This window comes from Sphingomonas sp. AC522 (assembly GCF_979258125.1).
In genome coordinates this window covers 1,708,852-1,726,981 of sequence record NZ_OZ409836.1, presented here as the reverse complement: position 1 = coordinate 1,726,981, position 18,130 = coordinate 1,708,852, and the positions used below count along the sequence as shown (strand labels likewise).

The 18,130-nt window shown below is 65.4% G+C and carries 16 protein-coding genes, 1 tRNA gene and 1 riboswitch; of the genes, 6 read left to right on the top strand and 11 right to left on the bottom strand.

Going from position 1 to position 18,130, the window contains the following annotated elements:
* Window positions 1–2: 2 nt before the first annotated feature.
* The 8 genes from ACZZZM_RS08455 to ACZZZM_RS08420 form a co-directional block, all read right to left on the bottom strand.
* Complete coding sequence (locus ACZZZM_RS08455) at window positions 3–1,145, bottom strand: acyl-CoA dehydrogenase family protein (protein ID WP_463594662.1); 1,143 nt, start codon at window positions 1,143–1,145, stop codon at window positions 3–5.
* Window positions 1,142–1,483 (bottom strand): hypothetical protein, encoded by a 342-nt coding sequence (locus ACZZZM_RS08450; RefSeq protein ID WP_463594661.1) that lies wholly within the window; start codon window positions 1,481–1,483, stop codon window positions 1,142–1,144. The genes ACZZZM_RS08455 and ACZZZM_RS08450 overlap by 4 nt, the downstream gene beginning before the upstream one ends.
* Window positions 1,480–2,460: a polysaccharide deacetylase family protein gene (locus ACZZZM_RS08445; protein ID WP_463594660.1), complete on the bottom strand. Its 981-nt coding sequence runs from the start codon at window positions 2,458–2,460 to the stop codon at window positions 1,480–1,482. Before ACZZZM_RS08445 ends, ACZZZM_RS08450 begins: the two co-directional genes overlap by 4 nt.
* A 4-nt stretch (window positions 2,461–2,464) precedes the next feature.
* Complete coding sequence (locus ACZZZM_RS08440; RefSeq protein WP_463594659.1) at window positions 2,465–3,964, bottom strand: CoA-acylating methylmalonate-semialdehyde dehydrogenase; 1,500 nt, start codon at window positions 3,962–3,964, stop codon at window positions 2,465–2,467.
* Between the two features lie 78 nt (window positions 3,965–4,042).
* Complete coding sequence (locus tag ACZZZM_RS08435; RefSeq protein WP_463594658.1) at window positions 4,043–4,810, bottom strand: ABC transporter ATP-binding protein; 768 nt, start codon at window positions 4,808–4,810, stop codon at window positions 4,043–4,045.
* A complete protein-coding gene (locus ACZZZM_RS08430) occupies window positions 4,801–5,772 on the bottom strand; it encodes a FecCD family ABC transporter permease (protein WP_463594657.1) in 972 nt (323 codons plus the stop codon). The genes ACZZZM_RS08435 and ACZZZM_RS08430 overlap by 10 nt, the downstream gene beginning before the upstream one ends.
* Window positions 5,772–6,611, bottom strand: a complete 840-nt coding sequence (locus tag ACZZZM_RS08425; protein WP_463594656.1) for an ABC transporter substrate-binding protein — start codon at window positions 6,609–6,611, stop codon at window positions 5,772–5,774. The genes ACZZZM_RS08430 and ACZZZM_RS08425 overlap by 1 nt, the downstream gene beginning before the upstream one ends.
* Entirely contained in the window at window positions 6,608–8,479 is a 1,872-nt protein-coding gene (locus ACZZZM_RS08420; protein ID WP_463594655.1) for a TonB-dependent receptor plug domain-containing protein, read from the bottom strand. Before ACZZZM_RS08420 ends, ACZZZM_RS08425 begins: the two co-directional genes overlap by 4 nt.
* A gap of 118 nt (window positions 8,480–8,597) precedes the next feature.
* Window positions 8,598–8,785, bottom strand: a riboswitch (cobalamin riboswitch).
* A 181-nt stretch (window positions 8,786–8,966) separates the two neighbouring features.
* On the opposite strand from ACZZZM_RS08420, the gene ACZZZM_RS08415 reads away from it, so the two are divergent.
* Genes ACZZZM_RS08415 through ACZZZM_RS08405 form a run of 3 tightly spaced genes read left to right on the top strand, consistent with a single transcriptional unit; the run spans window position 8,967 to window position 13,119 of the window.
* The gene (locus ACZZZM_RS08415; RefSeq protein WP_463594654.1) at window positions 8,967–10,829 is read left to right on the top strand and encodes a TonB-dependent receptor plug domain-containing protein; all 1,863 of its coding nucleotides are present in this window, start codon (window positions 8,967–8,969) and stop codon (window positions 10,827–10,829) included.
* Window positions 10,830–10,873: 44 nt separating this feature from the next.
* The gene (locus ACZZZM_RS08410) at window positions 10,874–11,368 is read left to right on the top strand and encodes a YfiR family protein (RefSeq protein WP_463594653.1); all 495 of its coding nucleotides are present in this window, start codon (window positions 10,874–10,876) and stop codon (window positions 11,366–11,368) included.
* Window positions 11,365–13,119: a response regulator gene (locus tag ACZZZM_RS08405; RefSeq protein ID WP_463594652.1), complete on the top strand. Its 1,755-nt coding sequence runs from the start codon at window positions 11,365–11,367 to the stop codon at window positions 13,117–13,119. The genes ACZZZM_RS08410 and ACZZZM_RS08405 overlap by 4 nt, the downstream gene beginning before the upstream one ends.
* Here the strand turns inward: ACZZZM_RS08405 and ACZZZM_RS08400 are convergent.
* Window positions 13,109–14,017, bottom strand: coding sequence for a methyltransferase (locus ACZZZM_RS08400; protein WP_463594651.1), 909 nt, complete (start codon window positions 14,015–14,017; stop codon window positions 13,109–13,111). The two genes, ACZZZM_RS08405 and ACZZZM_RS08400, sit on opposite strands and share 11 nt — an antisense overlap.
* Before the next feature lie 142 nt (window positions 14,018–14,159).
* Here ACZZZM_RS08400 and ACZZZM_RS08395 point away from each other — a divergent pair, with 142 nt between their 5' ends.
* Window positions 14,160–14,834, top strand: a complete 675-nt coding sequence (locus ACZZZM_RS08395) for a nitroreductase (RefSeq protein WP_463594650.1) — start codon at window positions 14,160–14,162, stop codon at window positions 14,832–14,834.
* A 4-nt stretch (window positions 14,835–14,838) separates the two neighbouring features.
* On the top strand, window positions 14,839–16,509 hold the full coding sequence (gene dld / locus ACZZZM_RS08390; RefSeq protein WP_463594649.1) for a D-lactate dehydrogenase: 1,671 nt from the start codon (window positions 14,839–14,841) through the stop codon (window positions 16,507–16,509).
* 128 nt (window positions 16,510–16,637) lie between these two features.
* On the opposite strand, the gene ACZZZM_RS08385 is transcribed toward dld, so the two are convergent.
* A tRNA-Val gene (locus ACZZZM_RS08385) sits at window positions 16,638–16,712 on the bottom strand.
* A gap of 59 nt (window positions 16,713–16,771) precedes the next feature.
* Window positions 16,772–17,146, bottom strand: coding sequence for a cell cycle two-component system response regulator CpdR (gene cpdR / locus ACZZZM_RS08380; protein ID WP_463594648.1), 375 nt, complete (start codon window positions 17,144–17,146; stop codon window positions 16,772–16,774).
* A gap of 117 nt (window positions 17,147–17,263) precedes the next feature.
* Here cpdR and ACZZZM_RS08375 point away from each other — a divergent pair, with 117 nt between their 5' ends.
* Window positions 17,264–18,109 (top strand): N-formylglutamate amidohydrolase, encoded by an 846-nt coding sequence (locus tag ACZZZM_RS08375; RefSeq protein ID WP_463594647.1) that lies wholly within the window; start codon window positions 17,264–17,266, stop codon window positions 18,107–18,109.
* Window positions 18,110–18,130 lie beyond the last annotated feature (21 nt).

The following is an 18,130-nucleotide window of genomic DNA, read 5'->3' as shown; positions in this document are numbered from 1 at the left end:
GATCACTGGCGGGTAAGCTCCCGGCCGACGATCATCCGCATCACCTGGTTGGTGCCTTCGAGGATCGAATTGACGCGGAGATCGCGCCAGAAGCGCTCGATCGGATAGTCCTTGAGATAGCCGTATCCGCCGTGAAGCTGGAGCGCACGATCGGTCACCGAGCTCGCGGTGTCGGTGGCGAAGCGCTTGGCCATCGCCGCGAACTTGGTCTTGTCGGGGGCGTTGGCGGTCACCTTGGCGGCGGCGAGATAGAGCAATGCGCGGGCCGCTTCGAGTTCGGTGGCCATGTCGGCGAGGGTGAATTGGGTGTTCTGGAAATCGGCGATGGCCTTGCCGAATTGCTGGCGCTCCTTGGTGTAGGCGATCGCCTCGTCGAGGCAGCGCTGGGCGCCGCCGAGCGAGGTCGCGCCGATGTTGAGCCGGCCGCCGTCGAGCCCCATCATCGCAATGCGAAAGCCCTCGCCCTCGCCGCCGACGATATTCTCGGCGGGGATGCGGACGTTCTCGAAGGTTACCCCCGCGGTCGGGCTGGCGTTCCAGCCTAGCTTGCGTTCCTTGGCGCCGAAGCTCACCCCCGGCATGTCCTTCTCGATCACCAGACAGGTGATGCCCTTAGGCCCTTCGACGCCGGTGCGCACCATGGTCACGTAGATGTCGTTGACGCCCGCGCCCGAGATGAACTGCTTCGAGCCATCGACCACCCAATGGTCGCCGTCACGCACCGCTTTGGTCTTGAGCGCAGCGGCGTCCGAACCCGATGACGGCTCGGTCAGGCAATAGCTCGCCATCCGCTCCATCGAGATCAGCGACGGGAGATACTTGTCCTTCACTGCCTGCGAGCCGAACCGGTCGATCATCCAGGTCGCCATATTGTGGATCGAAATGAACGCGCTGGTGGCTACGCAGCCATAGGCCATCGCCTCCATGATCAGCGCCGCCTCCAGCCTCCCCAGCCCGATCCCGCCCGACTCCTCGGAGACATAGATCGAGGCAAAGCCCAGCTCGGCGGCCGACTTGATCGTGTCGCGCGGGAAAGTGCTCGTCTCGTCCCACTCCGCGGCATGCGGGGCGATGGCGTCAGCCGTGAACTGGCGCGCCATTTCCTGAATCTGGAGCTGCTCGTCTGTGAGTTCGAACTGACTCATTTTTTGTCCTTGTTCGCGCACGTAATCCGCGCGCTTTTGCTGGTATCGACGCGCTGAGCAATCTCTGCGCTGTCGTGGATGACGACTTTCCGGGGCCAAGTAAGATCTGTCTCGCGAACTACGCCGCCATCCTGTGGAAAGTTGCCTTCGTAAATCGTCGTAGTCTCATCCCCGTGGCCGAAACGATAGACGATGAAATCCATTCCATTGTCCTGCCAGCTCAGCGACTCGCTTTCCTTGAGCCAGATCGCAAATGCTCGTCCGCAGCCAAGGCCTGGCCCTTTTACGATCCGCTGCTGCCCATCCTGCAGCAGCAGCGCCAGGGATAGAATGATCATTCAGGCGATGCCTTCCCGCCCTCATGCAGCACGCGCTCGGCGAAGAGCGCGTTGGCGATGTTGACGTTGTTGCGATCATACCAGCGCGGGCCTTTGATGCCCTTTTCCCATGCCAGTGCCTCGGCCAACGTGCCGGCAGCGTAGGGAGTTTCGGGGGCCTCACGATAAATCGGATCGGCGAAGGCGCCGTCGGCGGAGATGATTTCCCAGCCATGCTTGCGCAGCGCGTCGATGAGGTCGCCGAGGAACAGCGCGGCCATGTCGGTTTCGTGGAGCAGCAGCATGTGCGGCGGACTGCGGCCGAGCGTGCGGACCATCAGGGCGTCGGAAAAGTCGGCCGATTGGACATGCGTCTCGACATAGAGATCGCGCAGCGCGTCCATGTCGATCTTCTTGCCGGCGCGCGTGGCCTTGAGCGCCTGATCCTCCATATTCCAGTCGGACCCGTCGACGGTGACATAGGCATTGAGCAGCCCGCGCTTCTTGAGCCCGGCGCGGATGGCGTCGCGCTTGGCCATGTCCTTGCCGCCCTCGTCGAGAAACGGATAGCGGAACCAGGGACGGTGACCTGGCTGCTTCTTGAGCCATTGCTCGGCGGCGTCGATATTCGACAGATAGTCCGCCGCGCTGGTCCCCCGCAGCCGGGGGTGCGTGAAGCTGTGATTGGCGAGCACATGCCCTGCGGCGACATAGTCCTTGATCCGCTGGGTTGCGCCCTTGGTCGTGCCATATTCGGTAAGCTGACCGGGATTGAGGAAGAACGCCGCCTGATCGACCTGCTTTTCCTTCAGCACGGCTATCAGCTTTTCCCCGCGCTGCTGCGGCGTAAGGAACGCGCCGGGCATCCGCGGCACATCGTCGAAGCTCAAGGCGATCAGCTTCTTCTGCTCCCGCGACACCGACGCATCGACAGTCGCGATCGGCTCTGCGCGGACCACGAACATCAAGGCGACGATAAAAAGGAGCAGACGGATCACTGCATCAGCCCATCGTGGGGATCACGAAGGCATTTGCGCCATCCCCGACGCCGCCATCGGGCCAGCGCTGGGTGATCGTCTTGGTCTTGGTCCAGAAGCGGACGCCTTCCATGCCGTGCTGGTTGGTGTCACCGAAAGCGGAGCGTTTCCAGCCGCCGAAGGAATGATAGGCGACGGGCACCGGGATCGGCACGTTGATGCCGACCATGCCAACATTGACGCGCGCGGCGAACTCGCGCGCGGCATGGCCATTACGGGTGAAGATCGCGACGCCATTGCCGTACTGATGCTCGCTGGGGAGGCGGAGCGCGGTTTCGAAGTCCGGCGCGCGGACCATCTGAAGGACCGGCCCGAAGATCTCCTCCTTGTAGCTCTCCATGCTGGTCGTGACGCGATCGAACAGCGACGGGCCAATGAAGAAGCCCTCTTCGTGGCCCTGCAGCGTGAAGCCGCGGCCATCGACGACAAGCTCGGCGCCTTCGTCGACGCCGGTCTGGATCCAATTCTCGACGCGCTGCTTGTGCGCGGCGTTCACGACCGGGCCGTAATGCGCGTCATTGTCGGTGCTCACGCCGACGCGGAGTGCGGCGATCGCGGGGATCAGCTTTTCGCGCAGCGCATCGGCGGTCTTGTCTCCGACCGGGACGACGACCGGAAGCGCCATGCAGCGCTCGCCCGCCGAGCCGAAGGCCGCGCCCGAGAGATCGGCGACGACCTGATCGAGATCGGCGTCCGGCATGACGATGCCGTGATTCTTGGCACCGCCCATCGCCTGGACGCGCTTTCCGGCATCAACGCCGCGGCGATAGACGTAATGGGCGATGTCCGACGAACCGACGAAGCTGACTGCCGAGATCGCCGGGTGATCGAGGATCGCGTCGACCATTTCCTTGTCGCCATGGACGACCTGGAAGATGCCCTCCGGAAGACCGGCCTCAAGGAACAGCTCGCCGAGCCGGACGGGCACCGAAGGATCGCGCTCGCTGGGCTTGAGGATGAAGGCATTGCCGCAGGCGATGGCGACGCCGCTCATCCAGAGCGGGATCATCGCCGGGAAGTTGAACGGGGTGATACCGGCGCCGATGCCGAGCGGCTGGCGCATGCTGTACACATCGATGCCGGGGCCTGCCCCTTGCGTGTATTCGCCCTTGAGGACGTGCGGGATGCCGCAGGCGAATTCGATGACTTCGAGGCCGCGCTGGATGTCGCCCTTCGAATCCGCGATCACCTTGCCGTGCTCGGAGGAGAGCAGATGCGCCAGCTCGTCCATATTGGCTTCGACCAAAGCCTTGAAATTGAACATCACGCGCGCGCGGCGCTGCGGATTGGTCGCGGCCCAGGCGGGCTGCGCGGCTTGTGCGGCGGCGACGGCACGGTCGAGATCGACCTGAGTGCCGAGGTTCACGCGCGCCTGAACCTGTCCGGTATTGGGATTGAAGACGTCGCCCGAACGGCCCGAGGCTCCACCAGAGGTGCCGGCGATGACATGGTCGATGATACGCAAAACGCTCTCCTGCCGCGGCGCCGGATTGCCCGACTCGCGTTTGTAATTAAATTACTTTGGCACAGCGAAACCGCTCTGTCAGCGGTTCCTGCCGATCGGCACGGGGAGGATGCGTCCCGCTTCGTCGCGGACCTGCATGACTTCAACACCGAAGGCAGTGCGGAGATGCTCGGAGGAAAGCGCTTCGGCCGCGGGCGCGAAAGCGACGACCTTGCCTTCGCGCAGGAGCAGGACATCGTCGGCGGCGCGGGCGGCCTGGATGAGGTCGTGGAGGACGATGACGACACCCATTCCTTCGGCGGCCAGCGCGCGAAGGCGTTCGAGCAGGCCGAGTTGGTGGACGGGATCGAGGCTTGCGAGCGGTTCGTCGGCGAGCAGCCATGCGGGCTGGCCAGCGAGGACGCGGGCGAGGAGGACGCGAGCGCGCTCGCCGCCGGAGAGTTCGGCGACGAGACGACCTACCAAGCTTTGCGTTTCGGTCGCCGTCATTGCTTGATCGATTGCGAGCCAGTCATCGGGCGAGAGCCCGGAGAAGGGCGCCCGGTGCGGCAGGCGGCCGAGTGCGACCAGGCTCTCTACAGTGACGTCCCAATGCACGGCGCCTTCCTGGGGCAAATAGCCGATCGACCGTGCGCGTTCGCGAAGGTCGAGGGTATCGACGCGCCGATCGCCCAGGCGGATTTCGCCGGGGAGAAGCCCGGCCAGCGCCTTGACCAACGTGGTCTTGCCCGAACCGTTCGCGCCGAGGATCGCCGTGACCCGACCGGGGCGGAGCACGGCACTGACGTCTTCGAGCACTCGGCGCTTGCCGAGGCTGATCGAGAGGCGGTCGATGATCAGATCCATGCCGACCTCCGCATCCGGATGAGCAGCGCGAAGAAGAACGGGGTGCCGATCAGCGCCATCGCGACTCCGAGCCGGATTTCGGTCGCGCCGGGCCCGAGGCGGACGAGGCTGTCTGCGGCGAGAACCAGCGCCGCGCCGCCAAGCGCCGAGGGCAGCAGCAGCGCTGAGGGCCTGGCGCCGGTGAGGGGGCGCAGGAGATGCGGGACGATCAGCCCGACGAACCCGACTACCCCGGTCACCGCGACGCTGGCGCCGACTGCCAGCCCCGCCCCGAGAACGATCAGCAATTGGGTGCGCTCGAGCCGCATGCCCAGCGAGCGGGCGGCATCCTCGCCGAGGGTCAGCGCGTCGAGCGCGCGCCCGGTGAAGAGCAAGGCCACGCAGCCGGCGACGATGAAGGGAATTGCAAACTGGACTTCGGTGAAGCTGCGATCGGTGAGCGAACCCATGATCCAGTCGATGATCTCGGCGGTGGCATAAGGGTTGGGCGCGATCGAGATCAGGAAGGCAGTCAGCGCGCCCGCGAGGCTGGCCAGCACGGTGCCGGCGAGGATGAATGCGACCGAGCTTTGCGAGCGCCAGGCGAGGCCCGCGAGCAGCGCCATCCCACCCCCGGCCGCAAGCATGGCGCTGCCGAAGATGACGAGCGGCGCGCTGGCGGAGAGGAGGACGATCGATGCGACTGCGCCCAGCGCAGCGGTGGAGGAGACTCCGACCACCGCGGGATCGGCGAGCGGGTTACGGAGGTAACCCTGGAGCACCGCCCCGGTGAGGCCGAGCGCGGCGCCGATGCCGAGGCCGAGGATCGCGCGCGGCAGGCGAAGTTCGGCGATGATCCACCAGCGCGGGTCGGCGGAGAGCCAGGCGTTGAAGGGTACCCATGCCTTGCCGGCCATCAGCGAGGCGGCGAAGAGGAGGGCGACCAGGACGCTTAGCGCGAGGATGAGGCTGGATTGCTTCATCATCGCCCCACACTCCGCCGCACTTCCGCCAACCGCGTCATTGCTTTCGCAATCACCGGGCCACCGCAATTGACCAGCTCGCGCGGAAACCGCGCTTCCTCGACCTTCGCGCCGAGATGCGCGAGCGCCTTGCTGCGGAGTTGCGCCGCGCGCGAGGAAGCTGCGCGGCCGGGCTCGTCGGGGATCAGCATCACCCTAGGCGGATCGACGATGACATGCTCGATCGGCAGATAGCCGGTAAATTGCAGCCCGTAATGCGCAGCGTGATCGGAGAAGCCTGCCCGCGTCATCATCTCATCAAGCAGATTCCCGCCGCCCGAGACGAGGTTGCCGCCGATCCAGATCAGCGCGGAGATTTGCGGGCCGCTCCAGGCGGCAGCCGTCACGGCGCGGTCGATCCGCGCATTCATCGTCTCCCCTGCCCCCGGCACATCGAGAACGGCGGCAAGCTCGGTCACCTGGGCCTTGCTCGCTTCGATCGTGACGGGCGAATCGAGGTAGAGTGTCCGGAGCCCGGCGCGCGCATAGGCCTCGCGCGTCGCGGGCGATGTGAAAGCGCTCGCGATCACCAGTTCGGGTCGCATCGCGACGACTTCCTCGGCCGTGCCGTGCGTCACGCGGAAGCGGCGCGCGACTTCGAGCGGGATCGAAGTCGAGACCGGGTCCCGCGAATAATGGCTGAGCGCGGCGATCCGCTGGGGCGGGACCAGTTCCACCAGCATCGCGTCCGCACACGGATTGGTCGATACGATCCCGCCGCCGCTCATGCCTTTCGGCTGGGCACAGCCCGCAAGCGCGAGCGCGAGCCCAAGAGCGGTCGGTAGGATCGTGGGCTTCACTTGCCGAGCTTCACGCGCACGCCGCCGTAAGCGGCACGGCCATAGGTGCCGAAGCCATAGGAGGTGCTGTATTGCTCGTCGAAGAGATTATCGACGCGGCCATAGATCTCGAAATTCTCGCCGATCGGCAGCGATGCCCGCAGCCCGGTGAGAACATAGCCCTGGAGCCGAAGGGTGTTCGCCGCATTGTCAAAGCTGTCGCCGACATGCGTTAGCGTGACGCCGGTCGAAAGGCCGAAGCCCCAATCATAATCGGCCGAGACGCTGACTGCATGTTCAGCGCGGCGCGCGAGGCGCTTGCCGAAATTGGGCATGCCCGCCGAGCGATCGTGCGCGTCGATATACGAATAAGCGGCGGTGAAGCTGAGCGCATCGGTTGGGCGCAGCGCCAGCGACACTTCGGCACCCTTGGCTTGGGTGCGATCGATATTGCCGTAGGTGAAGGTGGCGTTGTCGTAATTGATCTGGCTGCGGGTATCGCGCTTGAACAGCGTGACCGAAGCCGTGGCCCGCGCGCCCAGATTCTGGTCGAGCCCGATATCGTAGCTCTTCGAACGCTCGGGCCGGAGCGCGCGATTGCCGCTGAAGCTGTCATAGAGCTGATACAGCGACGGCGCCTTGAAACCTTCGCCATAGCTCAGGCGGAGATTGGTAGCGCCGCCATTGGGCGAGTAATTGGCGTTGGCGCCGAGCGTAGTCGCGCCGCCGAACTGGCTATGCTCATCACGGCGCACGCCGCCGGTGACCGAGAGGCCGGCGACCGGCTGGACGACCGCGAGCGCATAGAAGCTGTCGAGATCCGCCTTCGCCGTGCTGGTCGAGCCGAAGCCGAAGAAATCATATTCGGGCCGCTCATGCTCATAGCCGAAGATCAGCTTGGCCTGGTCCACCGGCTGAAGCACGCCCTGATATTCGTAGCGGAGCGTCTTGCCCGAATAGCCGTAATCGGGCGCAGTGCCGCGCACGAAATAATAGTCGCGGTCGTGCTTGAAATAGGTGACCGCCAGCCGATTGCTCAGCATCCCGCCGAACAAGGCGGCGTTGAGCCCCGCATAGCCGACATATTGCTCCGACTTGCTGACGTCGGGGGTATCGGTGGGCGCGCCGAAGAAGCTGTCGAGATCGAGATCGGCATCGATATAATAGCCGCGCAGATCGAGGCTGACCGCCTCGGTGAACGCGACCTTCAACTTCGCATTGCCGGTGAGGTTGCGATAGCCGTCTTTCTCGGTCGCTCCGAACGCGCGCCCTGCGGAGGAAATCCCGTCGGTGTCGAAATAGGCGATCCCCGCCGAGCCGGAAAACATGCCGCTGCCGCCGGCGACGTTCGCCTTGCCGTTGACCGTGTTGGCATATCCGTAATCGGCCGACGCATTCGCTGCCACGCCATCGACCGGGCTGGCGGTGGTGACATTCACCACGCCGCCGATCGCCTGGCTGCCATAGGCCACCGAGTTCGATCCGCGCAGCACTTCGATCCGGCTGATATTGCCAACCAGCAGATTGCCGAAATCGAAGCCGTCGCCGATCGCGCTGGGATCGTTGACCTTCACGCCATCCACCAACACGAGCGTCTGGTTGGTCTCAGCGCCGCGCAGCGACACGCCGGTGACCGAACCGGTGGTACCGTTGCGGCTGAAGCGCACGCCGGGCGTGGTCGCGAGCAAATCGGCGACGTTCACTTCCTGGCGCGTGCGGATCGTGTCGGCGTCGAGCACCGTGACTGCCTGGCCGACCTGGTCGATCGGCTGGGCCACGCCGGTTGCGGTGACTACGACCGTATCGTCGTCATCCACGCGGTCCTGCGCGAAAGCCGGAAAGGCAGGCAACAAGGCCACCGACGCGAAGAGAAGAAATCTGAAGTTCATAACAAGACACCCTTTGCTCAGGGCCGCCCTGCCGAAAAAAGGCGCGCGCGACCCGGTTCGGTGTCGCTCACGCGAGGGGTTTCGCCCCTCGTTCGCCCGGTGCACCCCGCCCGCGCAAAGGAATCGACTGTGACGGGCAGGTCTCCTGGCTCCCGGGTCATTGCCGCTCCGCCGCCTTCCCGGGATTTCGCCCAGTGGCAGTCTGGCGAAACGGCTCGCCGGTCACAGTTGCGGGGGCAGCCTCGGTATCGAACCGAGTTCCCTTTTCATCCCCGTTGCCGGGGAACCTGTCACAAAGGCGCCTCTAGGCGGGCATTATTCGCGAAGCAAGCGGGGAACCCTTTGCGGCCACATGTCGTTACGCAAGCGTAGCGGGATAAATTGTATCCTGCTGGGTGCTTGACCCCGGGGCGCCGAATTACCTAGGTCGTTGCAGCCGGGGGGCCGCAACGCGAGAGTTTTGGTAACGATGGCAAAGCGATGGTGGTTGTCCCTGATCGCGCTGACGCCCCTGCCGGCGATGGCGAACGACCAGGAGCCGCAGGACCTTTCGAACCTGTCGATCGAGGAGCTGGCGCAGATCCCGGTCAGCGCGGCATCGAAGCGCGAAGAGCCGCTCAGTTCGGTTCCCAACGCAGCCTATGTGATCACCAACGACGACATTACGCGCTCCGCCGCCACTTCGATTCCTGAGGTGTTGCGCCAGGCGCCGGGGCTGGACGTCCAGCGCGTCAACGCGACGCAATATGCGATCAGCGCGCGCGGGTTCGGTGGCTACGAGCCCTCTAACAAGCTCCTCGTGCTGGTCGACGGGCGCAGCGTCTATTCGACGCTGCATTCGGGAGTGTTTTGGGATCTCCGCTCGCCGCTGCTGGAGGACATCCAGCAGATCGAAGTGATCAGCGGCCCCGGCGGCACGTTATACGGACCCAACGCGGTCAACGGGGTGATCAACATCCTGTCGAAGAGCGCCTTCGATGCACAAGGCGTGCTGCTGCGCGGGACGGCCGGCGCCAACGACAAGACCGCGGGCGCGCGATACGGCTTCAAGCTTGGCGAGAATGCCGCGATGCGGGTCTATGGCAATTGGTACGACCGCGCCGATATGGCCGGGTCCCCGCTTGGCCCCGGCAATATCGACGATGGCATCCGCGGCTGGCAGGCGGGCTTCCGCGCCGATGTTCGCGGCGAAAGCAGCCTGGTCACGCTCCAGGGTGACGTTTTCGGCAGCGACCGCTTCCTCACGGCAGGCGACGGCAATCGCGGGCATAATCTGCTCGGGCGCTGGCGGAGCGACCTCTCCGATAATTCCTCGCTGCAGTTTCAGGCCTATTACGATTATTTCGAGCGGCACGAGCTGCGCACGGTCGACGTGCTGGAAACCGTCGATGCCGAGGTCCAGTATAACCTCAGCAGCGGCGCACATAGTTTGGTTGCCGGCGCTGGCGTGCGCACGACGCGCGACAAGTTCGTTAACACGCTCAATGCCTTCAATCTCGATCCGCAGCGACAGCGGCTGTGGATCGGCAATGCCTTTTTGCAGGATCGGTTCGCGCTGACCCCGACCCTTTCGGTGACCGCGGGCGTCAAGCTCGAGGGTTCGTCCTATACCGGAGTGCAGGTGCTTCCCAATCTGCGCGTGGCATGGCAGCCGAGCGAGCGTGCGCTGATCTGGGGCGCGGTCTCACGCGCCGTCCGCACGCCCTCGCGCATCGATCGCGATCTGATGGCCCCGGGCATCCTCGCCTCTGCACCCGACTTCGCCTCCGAGAAGCTGACGGCGTTCGAGCTCGGCTATCGCGGGCAGCCGGCGTCTTCGACGTCGCTGTCGCTCTCGCTTTTCTACAATCGTTATCGCGACTTGCGCAGCGCCCGCTTCATCGGGCCGGTCCCGGTGCTCCTGCCGATCCAGCTCGCCAATGATCTGCGCGGCCAGACCTACGGGGTGGAAGCGACGATCACCCAGCAAATCCTGCCCTGGTGGCGCGTTACCGCCGGCGCGACCTGGCTGGAGAAGGATTTTACGGTGCGACCCGGCCGGATCGACGTCACCGCGGGCGCATCGCTGGGCCAGGACCCGAACTACCAGCTGTCGCTGCGATCGCAGGTGACGCTGCCGCACAACATCCGCTTCGATGTCGGTCTCCGCGCCGTGGACGGGCTCGATAGCCCGGCGATCCCCGGCTATGTCGAGGCCGACGCCCGGCTTGCCTATAGCGTGTCTGACAGTGTCGAGCTGTTCGTCGCGGGCGAGAATTTGCTCCACGACAGGCATCTGGAGAGCAATGACGCCAATCGCACGCAGTGGATCGAGCGTAGCGTTTACGCCGGGACGCGGCTGCGCTTCTGATGCTCGCCCGGCTCTTCTGGACACTTTTTACGTTGGCCGCAGCGGTGCCCATCGCCGCCTCGCCAGCGCATGCGCAGGCCAGTGAGGACGCAGTGAAGGCGGCGTTCCTGCCCAAATTCGCGCGCTACATCGACGCACCCTCGGCACGTCCCCCCGAAGGCCAACCTTATTATCTTTGCCTGATCGGCCGCGATCCCTTCCGGGCAATGGTCGATAAGGCTGCGGGCAGCGAGACGATCGAGGGGCATCCGGTTGCGGTGCGCCGCTTTGCCAGCACCGATTCGGCCGCGGTCGCAGGTTGCCACATCGCCTATGTCTCGGGCCCCAGCGACGCAGTTACGATGCAGATGCTGGCAGTGCTGCGGCGCCAGTCGACCCTTACCGTGACCGACGGGCGGTGGGGCAAGGCGCGCGGGATGGTTCACTTCGCTGTGGTCGGCGGGCGGGTGCGCTTCCATATCGATCAGGGCAACGCCACGGCACGCGGGATCGCGATCAGTTCGCGACTGCTCGCCTTAGCGGTCGAGGTGACGCAGTGACGCTGCGCCGCATTGCCGGGCGCAGCGCCGCATGGCTGCGCAACCTGCCCTCGGCAATGGCCGCCGGGCTGGTCGCTCTCGTGGTTCTCGCGGCGGGCACGGCGATCATCGTCCAGAGCGAATCTTCCTATCAGCAGGAGAAGCAGGAAGAGACGCGGGTTCAAGGTGAGATCCTGGCAGCGAGCATCGTCGCAGCCCTCGATTTCGGCGATTCGGTCGCCGCGCAGGAAGCGGCCGAAGCGATGCGGGTGAATCGCCAGATCCGCGGCGTCGGTATTTACGACCGCGCCGGCAACCGCGTCGCGGGGTATCGCCGCGACGGGCAGGTGCCAAAAGCCACGCTCGCCGAATCGCGTGCGTTCGCCAGCCCCGGAATCGTCGCCGAGGCTCCGGTGATAAGCGGGGGCAAACAGATCGGCACTGTCCGGCTGGCAACCGATCGCCAGCCGCTCGACACCCGCGCCGGGCGTTATTCGATGATTGCGTTGGTCGTGCTGATGGCGGCGATCGTGGTTGCAGTGCTCGGCATGGCCCAGTCGATGCTGCGCCGCGCCAATCTGGAGCTCGAGGCGCGCGCCGCGGATCTGGCCGAGACCAATGCCGAACTCACATACCAGATCGCCGAGCGGACCAAGGCCGAGGACCAGTTGCGCCAGGCCCAGAAGATGCAGGCGCTCGGCCAGCTGACCGGCGGGATCGCCCACGATTTCAACAATCTGCTCACCGTGATCCAGGGCTCGGCGGACATGCTGCAACGGCCCAACCTTGCCGAAGACAGGCGCAAGCGCTTCGCCGACGCCATCGTCCAGGCAGCTGCGCGCGCCGCGGCGCTGACCGGGCAACTCCTGGCCTTTGCCCGCCGCCAGCCGCTCCAGCCCGAAGTGATCGACGTCAACGCGATGATCGAGGGCATGATCGAATTGCTCGACCGGGCGCTGGGCGAGCGCGTCAAGATCGAGACCGACCTGGCGGAAGGCGTCTGCACCGTCGAGGCCGACCGCGCCCAACTGGTTTCCGCAATCCTCAACATCGCCGTCAACGGCCGCGACGCCATGCCCGATGGCGGCACGCTCAGGATCGCGAGTGCGGTGCATGAGGGCGAGGACGGCCCGATGATTGCGGTCTGCGTGCATGACGAAGGCACCGGCATGGACGCCGACACCATCGAACGCGCGATGGAGCCGTTCTTTACTACGAAGGCGGCGGGCAAGGGCACCGGGCTTGGGCTCAGCCAGGTCTATGGCTTCGCGACGCAATCGGGCGGAGATCTGCGGATCGACAGCACGCCGGGCGAAGGAACGACCGTGACCATTTTGCTGCCCTGCTCCGGGCTGGAGGTCATTGCCCCCACCGCTCCCGATGGCCCTGGACGAACAAGCCGCACAGGCGCGGTGCTACTGGTCGAGGACAATGAAGAAGTCGGCGAATTCGCCGAGGCGCTGCTGCGCGAGCTGGGGCATCAGGTGACACGCGCACGCTCGGGCAGCGAAGCGCTGGATATCGCCGCGGTGGCGCGCTTCGATGTCGTGTTCACCGACGTCGTAATGCCGGCAATGAGCGGGCTGGAATTGGCGGAGGCGCTCGACCGGCTCTATCCCGACACACCGATCGTGCTGACCACCGGCTATAGCGACGAGATCGCGCGCTCAGGCGCGGGGGGCCGGCCAGTGTTGCTCAAGCCCTATCGGCTGGAAGCTCTCGCTAAGGTACTCGATGACGCGCTGGCTGGCAGGAGCGAAATTACCTCGTGAGGATGGCTGCGACGAGCGCGATACGATCGGCTTCGGCATAGGCCGGCTCTTCCAGCTCTTCACCGAAGACGTCGGGATCGATCTCGCGGTATCGCAGCGTTGCGCCCAGCCCTTCCAGCGCCTCTCGCAGGCCGTCATGCCCATTCACGATCGCACTGCCGGTATAAAGGATCACGCGTCCGCCGGGCACCAGCCGCGCCAGCGCCATGCGCACCATGTCGAACGACACCTGCGCGCCGAGCATCTCTCCGCCATTGCGATAGGTCCGATCGGATTCGTCGATGATGTAAGGCGGATTGGCGAGCGCCACATCGATCGGATCATCGACGCCGCTCAGATCGGCACCTTCAATTCCCTGCGCGGCGACGCCAGACGCCCGCGCATTGATCGCAGCGAGACGCAGCGCCTTGGGATTGATGTCGGTCATCGTGACTTTGGCGCCGGGCCGCAGCCGCCCCGCGACGATCGCGCCGACACCGGCACCGGTGCCGATATCGACGATGTGCCCCGCGCCTTCGCCCAATTCGGCCTCGATCAGATCGGCGAAGCGATAGCTGTCCGGTCCGAAGAACACCGAATCCTCGGCTTCGGTCGGATAGGCAGAGTGGAGATAGAGCCGGCCCTTGAGTGAGGAGACGCGGATCGTGGCGCGCAGCAGCCCCTCCCCCGCCGGCTCGACGGCATCGCCTTCGCGAAGCAGCCGCAATGTGTCGCTGTCGAGAAGACCGGGCGCGAAGGGCAGGCTCCAGCCCAGCACATCCTCCAGCGACCGCGCCTCCGCCCGCGCGGGCCTCGCCAACACTCGCGCATGCGTGGCGGGCGTGGGGGTAATGAAATGATAGCCGCGGGCGTCGAGCGATTGGAGAAGCGTGAGTAGTGCGGTGTCGGTCGGGTTCATGGCCGGAAGCCAGACATCAAAAAGCCCGCTAGGTCAAAGTATTGGGCAGGCCCAATCCACAATAATCCGGGGCTGCCATCGCCGCGATGCTGGTCGCAAAGGCTTGCCCGAAACGCTCGGAGGCGCTTTAGCTGTTCCCGCGATGGCGGCCGATCTCGATACCTTCGAAGCGATTGCGCGCCGGCGCCGTTCGGTCCGTGCCTTCCTTCCCGATCCGGTGGATCGCGCTTTGATCGAGCGTGCCGTCGCCACGGCGGGTACCGCGCCGTCGAGTTGCAACACCCAGCCCTGGAAGCTGCACATCGCCTCGAGTGAAATCCTCGCACGGCTGCGTGATGCCTTTGTCGAAGCTGCCGTCACCGGCGTCCCTCGCGAGCCCGAAGTCGACCATGCCCAGCCCTATCGCGGCGCCTATCGCGACCGACAGATCGATGCGGCGGTGCGGCTGTTCGCAGCGCAGGGAGTCGAACGGCACGACAAGCAGGCGCGGATGGCATCGTTCCTGCGCAACTACGCCTTTTTCGACGCGCCGCATGCGGCCTTCCTGTTCATCCCCGCCGATGGCGGTCTGCGCGAGGCAGCCGATTGCGGCAAATTCGCCCAGACCTTCATGCTGGCGCTCGCCGCGGCCGGGATCGGCTCCTGCCCCCAGGGTTCGCTCAGCGACTATCCCGGCATCGTCCGCGACGTGCTCGGACTGGAGGAAGCGGGCCGGCTGCTGATGGGCATTTCGTTCGGCTATGCGGACGAGCAAGACCCGAGCGCCACGGTCCGCCCCGAGCGCATGCCGCTCGAAGACCTCCTGCAGTTCCATTAGCGCGATGGCTTCCGAGCAGACGCTGGTCGAGACCCTGCGAGCAATCGTGGGGCCGCGCCACGTCCTGACCTCCGCATCGGCGACGCGGAGCTACCGCACCGGCTATCGAACCGCGGAGGGCAGTGCGCTGGCAGTGGTCAGCCCTGGTTCGCTGGTCGAGCAATGGCGCGTGGTGCAGGCATGCATAGCCGCCGATGCGATCCTGATCCTCCAGGCGGCCAATACCGGCCTCACCGGCGGATCGACGCCGTGCGGGGCCTATGACCGGCCTGTCATCATCCTCAGCACCCGGCGGCTCAAGGGCATTCATTTACTCGACGGCGGCAAGCAGGTCGTCTGCCTCCCCGGATCGACGCTCTACGATCTCGAACGCATGCTGAAGCCGCTCGGGCGCGAGCCGCATTCGGTGATCGGATCGTCGTGCATCGGCGCATCGGTGATCGGCGGTGTCTGCAACAATTCGGGTGGGGCGCTGGTCCAGCGCGGCCCTGCCTTCACCCAGCTTGCATTATACGCGCAGATTGCCGCTGATGACGGCGTTCGACTGGTCAATCATCTCGGCATCGAGCTGGGCGGCGAGGCCGAGACGATCCTCGATCGGCTGGAACGCGGCGATTTCGCTGCCATCGCCCACGACCCCTCCCGTGTGGCTTCCGACGCCGAATATGCCACCCGCGTCCGCGATGTCGATGCAGACACCCCCGCGCGCTTCAACGCCGATCCCAACGGTCTGTTCGAAGCCTCCGGCAGCGCCGGCAAGCTGGTGCTCTTCGCAGTCCGGCTCGACACCTTCGCGCGCGAGGATGCCACCGCCACCTTCTATATCGGCACCAACGACGCGTCCGAACTCGCCGAGCTGCGCCGCGACATTCTCGGCGGATTCGAGGCCCTGCCGGTCGCCGGCGAATATATCCACCGCACTGCCTTCGACATCGCAGCGCGCTACGGCAAGGACACCTTCGTCGCGATCGAGCGGCTCGGCACCGATCGGCTACCCTGGCTGTTCGCGATGAAGAACAAGCTCGATGCGCTGGCCCGCCGTCCGGGCTTCTCCGACCGCCTGCTCCAGCGCGCCGTCAATCTGCTGCCCGGGCATCTGCCGCCACGCATGCGCGAGTCGCGCGATCGCTTCGAGCATCACTTGCTTTTGAAGATGGCCGGCCCCGGAATCGGCGAAGCGCGGGCGCTCCTCACCCGCCGCTTTCCGACCGCACAGGGCGACTGGTTCGAATGCACGGCAGACGAAGCGCGCAAGGCCTTCCTTCATCGCTTCGCAGCCGCCGGCGCGGCGGTGCGCTACCGCGAAGTCCACCGCGCCCAAGTCGAAGACATTCTCGCGCTCGACATCGCCCTGCCCCGCAACGATCGCGACTGGTTCGAGCAACTGCCGGCGGAGATCGACTGCCAGATCGTCGCCAAGCTCTATTACGGGCACTTCTTCTGCCACGTCTTCCATCAGGATTATGTCGTGGCGAAAGGCGCGAATGTCGCCGCGCTTAAGGCAGACATGCTGGCCTTGCTCGATGCCCGGCGCGCTGAATATCCCGCCGAGCACAATGTCGGGCATCAATATGCCGCCAAGCCCGCCCTCGCCGAGCATTACCGCGACCTCGACCCCACCAACCGGCTCAATCCGGGCATCGGCAAAACTTCACGCGCCAAGCATTGGGCATAGCGGCTAGACGTGGCCATGGAGGCCGCCGAACCTTCGTCCTGTTCACACCGCCCAAGCGGCGACTAGCAACCTGTCGGGCACCAAAATAAAAAACCTCGCCAACTACCAGAGTTGGCGAGGTTTTTTGATGGTGGGCGTGGCAAGGATTGAACTTGCGACCCCTGCGATGTCAACACAGTGCTCTACCACTGAGCTACACGCCCCCAATGGTCGGACGCCTCTAGCGGGGCTTTCTGGCCCGCGCAAGCGCCCGAAACGCTATTTAATTCAGGCTGGCATTCTCGGCCTCGAACATCCGGTCGACCTCGAGCACGAGGTCGCGCAGATGGAAAGGCTTGGAGAGGATCCGCGCCTGCGGCACCTGCTTGCCGGCCTTGAGCGTAACCGCCGCAAAGCCGGTGATGAACATCACGCGCATGTCCGGCGCCATCTCGCTGGCCTTTTGCGCAAGCTCGATCCCGTCCATCTCGGGCATGACGATGTCGGTCAGCAGCAAATCGAAGCGCTCGTTTTCGAGCAGCGGAATCGCCTCGGTCCCGCGGTCGACCGCGCTGACGGCATAGCCCGAACGCTCGAGCGCGCGGGTGAGGTATTCCCGCATGACGCGATCGTCCTCGGCCAGCAAAATCCGGATCATCTCGTCCCCACCCCAAAGTCTCGGGCCGTATCCTATGCGCTAAGGACTTAAGATTTTCCAGCCATTGCGGGCCAGTGCGCATTGTCGCGGCCCTGCGCCGGGCCTAGGCTTTGCCGCGTGACTACCCCCTCCCCGTTCCAACTTTACGGCGCGCGCGAGCCCGAGAGCCCGGTCGTGCTCTCGGTGCCGCATGCCGGGCGCGATTATCCGCTGCCGCTGCGCGCGGCGCTGCGGGTGCCGCTGCCGGCGATCCGCGGGCTCGAGGACCGACATGCCGATGCGCTGGCGCTGCGCGCGCGCGAAATCGAGACGCTGTTCGTGGCGGAACGCCCGCGCGCCTGGATCGATCTGAACCGCAGCGAGCACGAGCGTGATCCGCGGCTCGACGATGGCGCCCGCTCCGGCGGTCCGCCGCTATCGGCGAAGCTGCGCAGTGGCTTGGGGCTGGTGCCGCGCCGGGTGAGCAATTCGGGCGACATCTGGTCGCGCCGATTGTCTGGCGATGAAGTCGATACGCGGATCCGGGACGATCACCGCCCCTATCATGCCGCGCTGTCCGCCGCGCTCGCTTCGGCCCGGGCGCGCTTTGGCGTGGCAGTGCTGATCGATGTGCATTCGATGCCGCCGCTGGGCGATCCCGCCACTGCACCCCGCCTCGTGCTCGGCGATCGTTTCGGCAAATCGGCGGCGGCGCGCTTCATCGGGCGGATCGAAGGCGTGGCCCGGGCGCACGGCGTCGCCTGCGCGGCCAACGCGCCCTATTCGGGCGGGTATATCCTTGAGCGCCACGGCGATCCGCGGCGCGGCGTGCATGCCGTCCAGCTCGAATTCGATCGCACGCTCTATCTCGATCCTGCGCTCGATTTGCCCGGCCCCGGCCTCGCCGCAACAGTCATGCTGCTGCGCTCGATCATCGACGCGGTTGCCGACGAGGCACTTCCGGCCGCGCTTGCCGCCGAATGAGCAGCGCATAAAAAACCACCT